The organism is Acinetobacter sp. C13, from assembly GCF_016809775.1.
GTDB classification, from domain to species: Bacteria; Pseudomonadota; Gammaproteobacteria; order Pseudomonadales; family Moraxellaceae; genus Acinetobacter; species Acinetobacter pittii.
Genome location: NZ_JAFBJL010000002.1, coordinates 51,167 through 64,641 on the forward strand (window position 1 = coordinate 51,167; position 13,475 = coordinate 64,641).

General features: G+C 37.7%; 10 protein-coding genes, 1 tRNA gene and 1 pseudogene. 7 read left to right on the forward strand and 5 right to left on the reverse strand.

From position 1 onward, the window contains the following. Positions 1–25: 25 nt before the first annotated feature. Positions 26–1,168 carry a glycerophosphodiester phosphodiesterase gene (locus tag JGE69_RS05510; protein WP_199113171.1) on the reverse strand — a complete coding sequence of 381 codons (1,143 nt, stop codon included), beginning with the start codon at positions 1,166–1,168 and terminating at the stop codon, positions 26–28. A gap of 263 nt (positions 1,169–1,431) precedes the next feature. Between JGE69_RS05510 and JGE69_RS05515 the strand changes: the two genes are divergently transcribed. Next, the gene (locus JGE69_RS05515) at positions 1,432–4,527 is read left to right on the forward strand and encodes a multidrug efflux RND transporter permease subunit (RefSeq protein WP_199113170.1); all 3,096 of its coding nucleotides are present in this window, start codon (positions 1,432–1,434) and stop codon (positions 4,525–4,527) included. Between the two features lie 72 nt (positions 4,528–4,599). Then, complete coding sequence (locus JGE69_RS05520; RefSeq protein WP_199113169.1) at positions 4,600–5,175, forward strand: DUF4112 domain-containing protein; 576 nt, start codon at positions 4,600–4,602, stop codon at positions 5,173–5,175. 48 nt (positions 5,176–5,223) lie between these two features. Here the strand turns inward: JGE69_RS05520 and htpX are convergent, their stop codons facing one another. Next, positions 5,224–6,129, reverse strand: a complete 906-nt coding sequence (gene htpX, locus JGE69_RS05525; protein WP_002118851.1) for a protease HtpX — start codon at positions 6,127–6,129, stop codon at positions 5,224–5,226. Between the two features lie 258 nt (positions 6,130–6,387). Next, a pseudogene (locus tag JGE69_RS05530) lies at positions 6,388–7,179 on the reverse strand (lytic transglycosylase domain-containing protein); the annotation flags it as partial. 573 nt (positions 7,180–7,752) lie between these two features. Here JGE69_RS05530 and ttcA point away from each other — a divergent pair. Both ttcA and JGE69_RS05540 read left to right on the forward strand, forming a co-directional pair. After that, positions 7,753–8,658, forward strand: coding sequence for a tRNA 2-thiocytidine(32) synthetase TtcA (ttcA, locus tag JGE69_RS05535; RefSeq protein ID WP_002118895.1), 906 nt, complete (start codon positions 7,753–7,755; stop codon positions 8,656–8,658). A 204-nt stretch (positions 8,659–8,862) separates the two neighbouring features. Further along, a complete protein-coding gene (locus JGE69_RS05540) occupies positions 8,863–9,246 on the forward strand; it encodes an SCP2 sterol-binding domain-containing protein (protein ID WP_002118641.1) in 384 nt (127 codons plus the stop codon). Between the two features lie 90 nt (positions 9,247–9,336). On the opposite strand, the gene JGE69_RS05545 is transcribed toward JGE69_RS05540, so the two are convergent. Continuing rightward, positions 9,337–10,449 (reverse strand): transglycosylase SLT domain-containing protein, encoded by a 1,113-nt coding sequence (locus JGE69_RS05545; RefSeq protein ID WP_039759744.1) that lies wholly within the window; start codon positions 10,447–10,449, stop codon positions 9,337–9,339. A 372-nt stretch (positions 10,450–10,821) separates the two neighbouring features. Between JGE69_RS05545 and greB the strand changes: the two genes are divergently transcribed. The 3 genes from greB to JGE69_RS05560 all read left to right on the forward strand — a co-directional run bounded on the left by greB (position 10,822) and on the right by JGE69_RS05560 (position 12,815). After that, a complete protein-coding gene (gene greB / locus JGE69_RS05550; RefSeq protein WP_199113167.1) occupies positions 10,822–11,316 on the forward strand; it encodes a transcription elongation factor GreB in 495 nt (164 codons plus the stop codon). 89 nt (positions 11,317–11,405) lie between these two features. Beyond that, a tRNA-Ser gene (locus JGE69_RS05555) sits at positions 11,406–11,495 on the forward strand. A 447-nt stretch (positions 11,496–11,942) separates the two neighbouring features. Further along, complete coding sequence (locus JGE69_RS05560) at positions 11,943–12,815, forward strand: MetQ/NlpA family ABC transporter substrate-binding protein (RefSeq protein ID WP_060464890.1); 873 nt, start codon at positions 11,943–11,945, stop codon at positions 12,813–12,815. Between the two features lie 83 nt (positions 12,816–12,898). Here the strand turns inward: JGE69_RS05560 and JGE69_RS18030 are convergent, their stop codons facing one another. Next, positions 12,899–13,093 (reverse strand): hypothetical protein, encoded by a 195-nt coding sequence (locus JGE69_RS18030; protein WP_081325781.1) that lies wholly within the window; start codon positions 13,091–13,093, stop codon positions 12,899–12,901. Between the last annotated feature and the right edge of the window lie 382 nt (positions 13,094–13,475).

Below are 13,475 nucleotides of genomic sequence, written 5' to 3' on the forward strand. Positions count from 1 at the left end.
CCTGTTTTTTTATTAAAAACTTTATTTATTTTGCGGGTTTTTCATAATTAATAACGGCTTCACGGCCAAGTGCCGGGTCATCTGTAAAGACTCCATCAACACCAGCTTTAAAATAGGCTTCAAACTCTTTTAAAGCACCAGATGGACAGCGCTCCGCTGGTTTATCTTGACTACATTTTAAAGGTGTTGGTAAATAATTATTTTCTGGGCGGAAAGTATAAGGATGTACTTTTAAGCCAGCTTTATGCGCATCAGAAATAAACGAAGTCGTTTGAACTGAGCCATCGTCATTAAAGTTCAGAATATAGCCTTTACTTGGTCCTACACCGTTTGCATATTTAGCCACGTCTTTTAAACCTTGTGCTGTGGCTAAATCGGCATAAGTTTTAGTTTCGCCAGATTCAACGAAGTCGGCTGGTTGAGAGGTTTTAGCGTCATATAATTGAATGATTTGTGCATGTTTAATCGTTTTATGAAGGTCGAGCTGATCTTTTAAATATTTTAGATTACTCACTTCAAAAGACTGTAAATAGACAGGTGCAATATCACGTGTATATTCGTATTTGGCTAAGGTTTTAAGAAGGGTATCTTCCATTGCCAGTTTCTGATTTTTAAAGTAAGTCGGATGTTTGGTTTCAATATATAAACCAATAATTTTTCCCGTTTTCTTATAATTTGCTTCAGCCAGTTCAATCACTTGCTCTAGAGTCGGGACAGGGTAGAGGTCATTATAGGCTGTGTTTGCTGGACGGAACTCTGGAATGCGTTCACGCGCTTTAAGCTGCTGTAATTCACTTAACGTGAAGTCTTCTGTAAACCAGCCTGTTAAGTCTTTACCATCAATATTTTTTGTTGTTTTACGATCTGCAAACTGACTTAAAGTGCTTACATTGGTTGTTCCACCAATCTCATTTTCATGGCGAGTAACCAATACGCCATCTTTTGTAGAGACTAGATCAGGTTCAATGAAATCTGCGCCATCATCAATCGCTTTTTGATATGAAGCTAATGTGTGTTCAGGACGTAAAGCGCTCGCGCCGCGGTGTCCTACCACTAAAATTTTAGGAAGTTGATATTCTGGTGTGGTTGGTGAGTTTTCAGTTTTATCGTCATCATTACAACCAACCAAGCTAATTAAACTTAAGCATAAAAGTGCTCTTTTAAACATAATTCTACTCATATTGTTTTAGTCGAAACGTATTTAGTCTGATGATTGAACTTGACGTGATCATGAAGAATTCATGAATTTTCAGTGACACTTGTTAAAACCTTGTTTATGGGTTTGTAGGAAATGCCAGTTCTTGCTTTGTTTTTGTTCTAATTGCATTTATTGTGTTAATTCTACTTGTCTTTTTTATATCGCTCGTTGATGATCAAGAGGGCAAATTTGGTATTGCCATCTGTTAATTGACGACCTAATTCTGAGCAGCCATGCTATCTAAATTTTTTATTCAGCGTCCCATTTTTGCCAGTGTACTCGCAATTATTGTTATGGCATTTGGTATTTTCTCGGTGCTGAATTTACCCGTAGAGCGCTATCCTGATATTGCCCCTCCTAAAATTACAGTCTCGGCAAGTTATAGTGGTGCGGATGCACAAACGGTTGAGCAAAGTGTTACTCAGATTTTAGAACAACAAATACAAGGTATTGATAATTTACTTTATTTCAGCTCTACCAGTGATTCATCAGGACGTAGCCGAATTACCATTAGTTTTGATAATGGAACAAATCCAGATACAGCACAGGTCCAAGTACAAAATAGTATTAGTGGTGTCATAAGACGTTTACCCGATGAAGTACAACGCCAAGGGGTGACCGTGAGTAAGTCACTCGGCGATACTTTTATGGTGGTAGGCTTATATGACTCAACTGGTAAATCGGGCAATATTGAGCTATCGGACTATCTAACTACGCATGTGGTAGATGACCTGAACCGTATTGAAGGGGTGGGTGAGTCTGATGTTTTCGGTTCGCAATATGCTATGCGAATCTGGCTAAATCCAGAGAAATTAAAACAATATAATTTAATGCCAAGTGATGTAGCAAATGCAATCACTGCTCAAAATACACAAGTTGCCGCAGGTGCAATCGGTGATTTACCCGTCATTGATGGACAATATTTAAATACGAAAGTCACCGCAGGATCTCGACTAAAAACAGTCGAAGATTTTAAAAATATTGTAGTGAAAGCAAATCAAACAGCGAGCTATGTCTACTTAAAAGATATTGCTAGAGTCGAGTTAGGTGCAGAAAATTATCAGTCTTTTAACACTATTAATGGTTATCCGGCTGCTGGTTTAGGTATTTCGTTATCTTCGGGTGCGAATGCGATTCAGACCTCTAAACTCATCCATCAAACTCTAGATCAGCTTACAACTAAGCTACCTGCTGGTTATAAAATTGTTTATCCACGAGATAATACGCCGTTTGTTCAAGAGTCTATTAAAGAAGTTGTAAAGACGCTTATTGAAGCCATTATTTTAGTTATTTTGGTGATGTTCCTGTTCTTGCAAAGCTGGCGCGCTACACTCATTCCGAGTATTACCGTTCCTGTTGTTATTTTAGGAACTTTTGCTGTTTTATATGTGCTCGGTTTCAGTATTAACACCTTGACGCTGTTTGCATTGGTGCTCGCCATTGGTTTGCTAGTAGATGATGCGATTGTGGTCGTTGAGAATGTTGAACGGCTCATGCATGAACAGCATTTAACGCCGAAAGAAGCAGCCATTGAGTCGATGGGAGAAATTAGTAGTGCCTTAGTCGGAATTACATTGGTTTTAACTGCTGTTTTTATTCCAATGTCGTTTTTAGGTGGTTCAATTGGCGTGATTTACCGTCAGTTTTCCATTACTTTAGTTGCCGCTATGGGGTTATCACTCGTGGTAGCATTAGTCTTAACACCCGCTTTATGTGCCTTAATTTTAAAACCGAATCCAGAGCCTATGCGCTGGGCAGTTTGGTTTAACAAAAAAATTGATCAACTTAAAAATCAATATATCAAGATTGTTCAAACAAGCATCCGTTACAGTAAATCGGTTATCGTGATTTTTGTGGCTTTGATTGCTGTTTTTGCACTGTTCTATAGTGGTTTGAAAAGTGGATTTATTCCTAAAGAAGACCAAGGCATTTTAAGTGTTCAAATTAAACTTGTTGATAGCGCTCCAATCTCGCAAAGTCAAAAAATTGGAGAACAAGTCCGTCAATATTTCTTAACTCAAGAAGATAAGAATGTGGATCTGGTTTTGATTCGCTATGGCCGAAATTATTCTGGTACAGGCCAGAACTTGGCTCAAGGATTTATTGCCTTAAAACCTTGGGATGTGCGTACAGGTAAAGAAAATTCGGCTGACGCTATACAAAAGCGTGCGATGAAATATTTCAGTCAATTCAATAATGCACAAATTAATGTGACATTACCTGCTTCAGTCAATGGTTTGGGCCAAACCGATGGTCTGGATTTATGGATTCAAGATTTGAATGGGCAAGGGCAAGATTTTCTAGATAACACCTTCCGCCAGTTGCAAACGCAGAGTAAAAGCTATTCAAGTTTTGAAAACTTTGATAAGCAATCTACTAACAGTAAAGCAAACCTCAATATCAAAATTGACCAGAAACAAGCATTAGCAAATGGATTAGAGCTTCCTGCGATTAACAACACTTTGTCGAGTGCGTGGGGTGGAACCTATGTAAATGACTTTATTGACCGTGGTCGTATCAAGCGCGTTATGATCCAAGGTGATGCCCAGTTCAGATCAAAACCGGAAGATTTATATAATTGGTCTGTACGTAATAACCAAAATGAAATGGTACCTTTTAGCTCATTTGCTAATTTCAGTTGGGGTGGTGCTCCTGAAATCGTAAAACGCTATATGGGTTATAGTGCCTTGCAGTTACAAGCAGATGTTGCAAGTGGCAGCAGTTCAGGTCAGGCAATGAAAGATGTTGAACAACTTGTAAATCAGCAAAAGGATGTTGGTTTGGCGTGGACCGGTCTATCTTTTGAAGAGCAGAAGTCGACAAATCAGGCCGTTTGGTTATATTTAATCTCGGCAGGCTTTATTTTCTTATGTTTAGCTGCACTTTATGAGAGTCTAAGCATTCCCGCTGCGGTGATGACCTCTATTCCGCTTGGTGTGGGAGGAAGTGTCATTTTCTCTTATATTTTTGGTCTCCCAAATGATGTGTATTTCCAAATTGCACTGTTAACTACAATTGGATTGTCTTGTAAAAACGCAATTTTAATTGTTGAGTTTGCTGCCTTGGCGCAAGAAAAAGGTAAGAATGCCATTCAAGCAGCTTTAGAAGGGGCGAGCTTACGTTTAAGACCGATTTTAATGACATCTTTGGCTTTTGGTGCTGGTGTGATTCCTCTTGTGTTTGCACAAGGCGCTGGAGCTGTAAGCCGTCAAGAAATTGGTATTAGTATTTTAGGCGGTGTTATGTTTGGTACAGTACTGGTTCTTTTCTTTATTCCAGTCATGTACGTGTTATTGCGTTCATTGTTTAGATCGAAAACTACTAGTTAAAAGTAAACAATTTAAAAAGAGGTATTAAATCAAGTATATTAAGATTAACTACTCTTCATATATTTGATTTAAATGCCTCAAGAAAAAAAATTAACAGAGCAACAGGTCATCGCACTAGAACGAGATCTGGGCAAGTTTGCAACCATGATGGACAGTGCAGTTCGCATACCTTTTACAAAGCAAGGTATTGGTGCCGATGCTGCACTGAGTACTATTCCGATTGCCGGTGATGTCGCTGGTTTTGCATTGACGTGTTATGCCATCTATAAAGCCAAACAAATTGGTGTGCCTCAACATAAGCTAACGCCAGTCATCAAACTCGCTGTTGTAGATGCTGTAGTAGGCTTTGTTCCAGTTGCAGGGACTATTTTCGATATTTTTATAAGACCGAGTCGAAAAGCATTAGATGTGGTTCATACGCATATACGCGAAGAATATGCGATTCAGAGTGATATTCATGTCGTTCATCCGTACTTACATGAAAAACTCGAAAAGAAGCAGCAGAACTCAGCTTTCTGGCGAAATCCTATTGTCAGTTGGTTATGGTTGCATATTCCCGATTTAGTAGGTGCGCTTGTACTGCTTTTAATTGGATTAGCTGTTTGGTGGGGCGCAAGCTATCTTTGGAGTTTCTATCAAACCATGTAATAAAAAATAAAGCCTCCATTTGGAGGCTTTATTTTTACATTAAACGTTTTATGGGCAATCTAATTGATGTAAAGCTGCCACACGCTGTTCAATTGTTGGGTGGGTTTGGAACAAAGCAGCTAAGCTGAAACCTTGTTCTTTACCTTCCGCAATTGCGAAGGCTTTCATTTCTTTTGGCATTTGATCTGGCATTTCCGTCTCAGCTTGGAGACGTAATAATGCAGAAATCATTGCTTGTTTACCTGCTAAACGTGCACCTGCTTCATCAGCACGGTATTCACGATAACGAGAGAACCACATCACAATGGCAGAAGCGAGAATACCAAAGACGATATCCAATACCATGGTAATAATGAAGTAACCCATACCAGGGGCTTCATCGTCTTGACGACCAAAGACATTACGGTCGATAAAGTCACCAACGACACGAGCAAAGAACATAACAAAGGCGTTCACAACACCTTGGATGAGCGCTAGGGTAACCATGTCACCATTCGCAACGTGACCAATCTCGTGCGCAAGCACTGCACGTAGCTCATCTTTGTTCATACGTTCAAGTAGACCAGATGAAACGGCAACTAAGGCATCATTTTTGTTCCAGCCTGTTGCAAAGGCATTGGATTGATATGATGGAAAAATACCAACCTCTGGCATGTTGATACCAGCACGTTGAGAAAGTTCAGCGACTGTTTGCAATAACCAGCTTTCAGCTTGGTTACGAGGAGCATTCGGGTCGATCAGTTCTGTACCGGTCGTTTTCTTAGCCATCCATTTTGACATGAATAACGAGATTAAAGATCCCACCATACCAAACACAAAACAGATCACTAAAAGGTTGCCTAGATTCAAGCCACCCGCGCCATGGTAACTACCGACACCGAAGAGTGACAAAATAATGCCAGCTACAACCAGTACCGCGAGGTTGGTAAGCAAAAACAAACCAATCCGCATCATTGAGAAAATCCTCTTATAAATAAAATGTTATCTGATTTACAAATTCGAAATCATGAAGCTAATATGCGGGGCTTGGGGGAAAAATTCAAGAAAAAAATAAGGAATTGATACATTCTTTCATTTAGCAGAATGTGCCTAAATTTAAAGAATAATTGGCTAAGTTCGTCAAAATGGTAAAGATCAGGTAATAGATCATTACAATTTAAAACATCTAAACTTACCTAAATAGAACTGCGAGCCGCCGTTCTTCTTTACTGTTTATTCAATTCGTATATGGGCAATTGCGGTGGCATTATTGGTGACATAAGTGCCTGTTGGTGCGTCGGTATAGGTACCGTCAGGTAAAGTCACGATTTGACGAGAAGATGAATATTTAGGTGATTGAGTCGTGATTTGAGCTGTTGTGTTTTCTGCCAAATTAGACGGATGTGAAACAGTTTGTACTGAAGCATTGGTAAAAGATGAAAAACCTGAACCTGATGCATATAGGTTTTGGTATCGACTTGTTACACGGCGCACATAATCTTGTGTTTCACGGAAAGGGGGAATACCGCCATATTTGTCGACATTACCTTCACCGGCATTGTAAGCCGCAAGCGCCATTTGCGTATTACCATTAAAACGCTTGAGCAACCAGCTTAAATATTTAGCGCCTGCAAAAATATTTTGTTGCGGGTCATAGGCGTTAGAGACATTAAAACGACGGGCAGTCGCAGGCATGAGCTGCATTAAGCCTTGAGCACCTACTGGCGAACGAGCTCTTACGTTAAATCCTGACTCGGTGTGCATAACGGCTTTAATTAAACCTTCCGAGACACCATGTTGTTGTGCAGCTTGTCTAATAATGTGGTCGAAAGCATTTTTATTCTTATTGTAGCTTGGCAGAACAGAAGCTTCTGATGCTCCCCAGTTTGTATAACTATGAATATTACTATCAGGGTAATAGGTCACTTTTACTTTTTTAAGAGAGTGGTCATAGCTTTTTCGGTTGGTGAGTAATGTACTACCGTTTTTATCTTGGTAAATATACATTTGACCTGCTGAACTCGAAGTTATGCCGACCGTAAAAGAGGTCATCCCCAGCAAACAAGAAACAAGAAATTGAACCGAATTTTTCATTTTATGTTATTCACAATTTTTAGGTACTCAAAACTTGCAAAAGAGTTTATCAAAAAATATTACTTAAAGAAGATTTGTGTAATTTTTTTTATTTCGACTCTTTCAAAAAATCAAGCTGATTTGTTCGAATGCTCATCAAAAAAAATTAAAAAATTTTTTTAAAATGATTCTATTGACATGGTTAACATGTTGATTATTAATAATAAAAAACATTGGTTAAAAAATGATCAATTTAAATAAAACCCTTAACAGAAGGCCAAAACAGTTTGTCAAGTAGGAAGAAATCCACAATTTTATCCACAGGTTTTGTGGAAAACTGTGGAAAAGTCCAAAAAGTAAGCATTTTGCACAAATTTTGAACGCTTCAGTCAAAATAGAGCATGTGTTTTGCATCATGCACGAGCAATGTGACGACTTCAAGAATTGAAACTATTCTTTTGATGCGATTCTCTTCTGAATCATATAAAATTGCGCGGTATTTTTATTTATGGGTATATCTCGTCTATGTACGCGCCAGTTGAGTCCAATCAGGGATTTAATTTTAAGCCTGAACTTCCAACAAGCTCGGCCTATTACCGTTTGCTCAAGAAGCTTCGCCGTCAAGTTGGGCATGCTATTCGTGACTTCAATATGATTGAAGATGGCGATAAGGTCATGGTGTGTGTGTCTGGTGGTAAAGACAGTTATACCTTGCTCGATATTTTGTTGCAGTTTAAGCGTATTGCACCAATCAATTTTGAGGTGGTTGCGGTTAACCTTGACCAAAAACAACCAGGCTTTCCTGAAGATGTTTTGCCTCGTTATATGGAAGAGAACAACATTCCATATTACATTTTAGAAAAAGACACCTATACCATTACTAAACGCTTAACGCCGGAAGGTAAAACCTACTGTGCAGTATGTTCACGTTTACGCCGTGGTTCTTTATATGGCTTTGCACAAGAGATTGGTGCCACTAAAGTTGCTTTAGGTCATCACCGTGATGATATCATTGCAACATTCTTCTTGAATTTGTTCCATGGCGGTAGCTTAAAGGCGATGCCTCCAAAGCTTTTATCGTCAGATAAAAAGAACATTTTGATTCGTCCTTTGGCATATGTTGAAGAAAAAGACATTATTAAATATGCCGAGATTCGTCAGTTCCCAATCATTCCATGTAACCTTTGTGGTTCGCAGGAAAACCTACAGCGTGCCATGCTTAATGAAATGCTACGTGAATGGGATAAACAATATCCGAAGCGCTTACACAGCATTTTCGGAGCATTACAAAACGTATCTCCGTCTCAGTTAGCTGACCGCGAATTGTTTGATTTCGAAGCCCTAGATTCTCAGCGCGAGTTGGATATTAAAGATCCAGAAGAACTTAAGAACCGTTTAGATGTAGTGAACTTAAGCTTCGCTGCTGAATAAACGCTAGCATAAAGAATGTTAAAGGCACTTTATAAACAAGTGCCTTTAATGTATCAAAATACTAAAAAATGAATGTTCCGTACAAAAAGTCATAGCCCAAAATTTAAATTACATGCTATAACAAGCCACAAGCAGAATTGCTTCACATGATGTTGTCTGGATAGACAACCAGAGAAATTGAACAAATAAATTTGAGGAAGAATCATGCCTGCATTTTTAACTGAAGATTGGTTTGCGACTGTCGAAAAATTAACTGCTGAAGCAGGTGATCTTAATTTGCCGCCCGCTCTTGCGAACTTGGCAATTAATTTAGTAGTTACAGATGCTTCTGGAAATACCGAATTAGCTTTAGATGGGGGTAAAATCCAAAAAGGTTTGTCTTCAAATGCCAAAACAACTTTAAATATGGATGCTGAAACTTTACGTAAAGTATTCTTAGAGTTTGATATGGCTGCTGCTATGCAGGCATTCATGACTGGTAAAATTAAAGTTCAAGGCGACATGTCTCAATTAATGGCTTTACAAACAGCTAAGCCAAGCCAAGAACAAAAAGATTTGTTTAAGAAAGTATTAGAGCATACAGCTTAAATCTAAAAGAATTCATATAAAAAGCTTACCCAAAGAGGTAAGCTTTTTATTTGTACAAACAATGAATTTATCAACTTTTAAAAATAAAAATTAGATATTGATTCGTGTTTGCGCCGTTTTGATATGTTCAAGATAAGCACGGATACGAGTGACATATTGAACCGCTTGCTTATATCGACCATTACGCGTTTTATTACTTTGCAAATAGTCATAGAGATTGACCCATTTGTTCGGATCTTTCCCTTGAGACTGCAAGCGCTTTTGAATCTGACTTACCGCACCCGGTCCCATGTTATAAGCCACAAGTGCATACCAGTTCCGATCAGGGAACGGAATATTATCAAATTCGGTAAGCATCAAATCGTAATACTTCGCCCCGCCCTGAATACTCTGAGCAGGATCGCTACGATTGCTTACACCCATTGCTCGAGCAGTGCTATTGGTTAACATCATTAAGCCGCGAACACCTGTGGGAGAAACAGATTCTGGCTTTAAATATGACTCTTGATAACCAATTGCGGCAAGTAAATGCCAATCTAGATCATACTTCGCTGCGCTTTGCTTAAAGCTCGCTTTGTAAATCGGTAAACGTGTGCTTAAGTCACGTTGAATGGTTGACCATGCTTCTGGTTTCACCACATTGCGGTTATAAAAAGAGGCAAGTTGTTGCGTCACACCATTTTGCTTACTCTGGCATACAAAGCCGCTGGCGGTCTGTGTGAGTGGGTCATCAGCCTGTTTAAATACCCAACTCAACTCAGGATTTAAGCCATTTTTTTGCAAATTCGCTGTGTCACCACAAGTTGCAGAAAACGACATTAAACCTTTGTTTTCGATTGTGCTTAAACCTGCTGTAGTCATCGCAAAGTTTGCTTTACCTTGCTGAACCCATCTAAGTGCAGTGGCATTGTCTGCCACGATTTTAAAGTCCAGCTTTACATTTAGGTTCTGTGCATAGTTACGTGCTAAGTCGTAACCAAAACCGTGTAAAAACTGATCTTCTTTGAAAACGGTTGTCGGGCTTTCTACCGCAACAACAGTTAAAGTATTTGTGTTAACTACAGTATTGTACTGTAGGGTTTTTCCTGCATTAAGACTATGAAATGGGAGAAATATAGTACTGAGTGCAAGAGCTTTTAACGGGAGAGAAGAAAATAAAGAGTTAAGGCAAAGCCTCGACCCAGAACTTGAATTACTGTGCATGTTGTCTCCGCTACAGATAATTTATGCCCTAAAAGTCAGACAAAAAGCTGCCATAACTTCTAAAAGTTGATAAATTCAATAAGGGGTGGGCAGTCATGACGTCATTCAAAATGACATGAAATGAAAAAAACAAACTGTGTAGAAAATCTACATAGTTTTCGAATGGGTTAAAAAACGCTCAACATTTAAACTGCGCGCATCATAATATTGAAAAAAAGTAATGTCAAATTTTGTACAATTAAAACTTCGATATATCATCATAAACACATGAATTTCTTAAGGAAGAAAATTTATACACTTCTGATGTGAGAAAATAGGGTATAAAATGCTACATCTTGTAAGCGATATGTTGTTGAACAGTGGTTTTTTATCATGAAATCTAACTTAATCACTCGGTCAGGGCATGACAAATTAGTTGCTGAATTAAAACAACTTTGGCATGAAGAACGACCGGAAATCACTAAAAAAGTAAACTGGGCTGCAAGCTTAGGTGACCGCAGTGAAAATGCGGATTATCAATATAATAAGCAGCTCCTTAGAAAAATTGATCGACGTGTACGTTATTTAGGAAAACGCTTAGAAGAATTAAAAATTGTTGATTACTCTCCTGAGCAAGACGGCAAAGTTTACTTTGGCGCTTGGGTTGAGATTGAAAACGAAGAAGGTGAGCAAAAAACTTTACGTATTGTTGGAATTGATGAAATTTATGATCATCACCCTCAACATATCTCGATTGAGTCACCTATGGCTCTCGCATTGCTCGGCAAAGAAGTTGATGATGAGATTGAAGTACACACGCCATCTGGAAAAAAGCTGTGGTATATCAATACAATTCGCTATGAAAAGACGGAAAACCCAGAAATTTAAATAGATTTGTGTTTATTTTGAGCGGTTGAATTAAAAATTAAATAAAAGATTTGCCAACTTCAATTTTTATTTATATTATAGCGCTCGTTGGAAGCGTGGCAGAGCGGTTTAATGCACCGGTCTTGAAAACCGACGAGGGTGTGAGTCCTCCGTGAGTTCGAATCTCACCGCTTCCGCCAGATTCTTAAAAAGCCCTTGTTAATGACAAGGGCTTTTTTTTATACCTAGTGTCTACATTACAGTAAGATTTAGCTTAAATACTGCTAATAAATCCTGAAAATTTCATATAAATCAAACAAGTATATATTTTAATCAAAATTACTATATTTATATAATATATTTTTTATTTTCAATATCTTACCAATTAAGCTTCTATATATCAGAATTGAACAAGTTATTTGTAGAATATTCATTTATTGATATATGATGAGCCAATATTTAGAGACTGATTCAAAACGTGATTCTATTGTTCAGCGAGCAAGATCAAGGAAGAAATAAGGCTGAATTCAGGTTTCTAAACCCTTATATATCTGGAAATTATTTCCAGCCAAATATTGCATTTTGACCCAATGGTTGGGAATGTCTTTCTTTTGTAGAGTAAGCATTTCCTATTTTAGGATGTATTTATGAAAAAATTATTTAGTGTCCTGTTCGGCGCATCTGTTCTCACACTGTCTGCATGTAGTAAACAACCTGCGCAAACTGAAAATACAGCTGAGAACAAAACTGAGTCAGTTCGAACAATTAAACTGGTTTCAACAGGTTCGGATACTGACGTGTGGAAATATGTTGCGACGCTTCCTGAAACTAAAGAAGCTGGTATTAAACTCGAAGTGACCAATCTGACTGACTATGTTGTGCTTAATACATCAGTCGCAAATGGTGAACAAGATGTAAATGCGTTCCAGTCCTTTAACTATTTGGCAGCTTATAATGCTTCAAATAAGGCCAAAGTTGCTGCTGTTGCGACAACCTATCTAGAGCCAATGGGTATTTATGCAAATAAAGTTAAATCTGTTGAAGAGTTCCCACAAGGTGCGACCATCGCGATTCCAAACGATACTGCTAATGAAGCACGTGCATTAACTTTATTGCAATCTGCAAATCTGATTAAACTTAAGCCGAACTTTGATCCTGTAAAAGGGACGACTAATGATATTGCTGAGAACCCTAAAAATTTGCAATTAAAACCAATTCAAATGACTACAGCAGTCCGTGTTAAAGACGATGTAGATGCAATTGTATTGGGTAATACATTGGCACTTGAGGGTGGCTTAAATGTAATGAAAGATTCTATCTTCCGTGAACCTATTGACCAGTCTACAAAGCTTTATGTGAATTTGTTAGGTGTGGCTGAAGCGAAGAAGAATGATCCGATCTATACCAAACTTGGTGAACTTTACCACTTACCTAAAGTTCAAAAGTTTGTAAGCGAAAAATTCGGTGGAACAAAAGTTGAAGTGAACAAACCTGTTTCTGAATTTGAAGATGTCAAATAAGTAATTTTTTTAATTTAAAATTATGTTTAAAAGCTAAGCCACAGTGATGGGGCTTGGCTTTTTTATTTATTAGTTTAAGAATATTATTCACTAGAAAAATAAATTGCTAACATAAGTATAAGAGTAATTAAAACTTCCATACCTACGCTGATAGTTACTAGTTCTAAATTAAATATCTCTTTCCATAAGCCATGTGCTCCCCAATCACCATCTATTCCTCGATTATTAGATTTACGGTCATAGGTAGCTGCTAATCCAAAACCTAAAGTGGAAGACAAGAAACAAGCTAAAGTAAGTTTTAGAGGGTTAAACCTTGAAAATAAAGGGGATTAATATTGTCGTAATAATAGTCACAACAAAGGCGATAATTATATGCTTCAAATTATCCATAACTTCTCATTAAATTTTATTGTTTATAGTGTGTAGGCGAAAACACTCTCCTAGATATCGGTATATTTTATCTTGTATCAGTAGTGGAATATATAACTGATAGCTGGATAAAAAATCTAAGGCATAGAAATAGGAGTATATTTTTCTATAGGAAATCTCTATATAACCTTTTTTGAGATATACATAGTAAATTTTCAATAAGTATTTTTATTTTAAAGAAATTTTTTTAATTCAGGTATGAACAAATAATATAATTATATAAAATCAGGC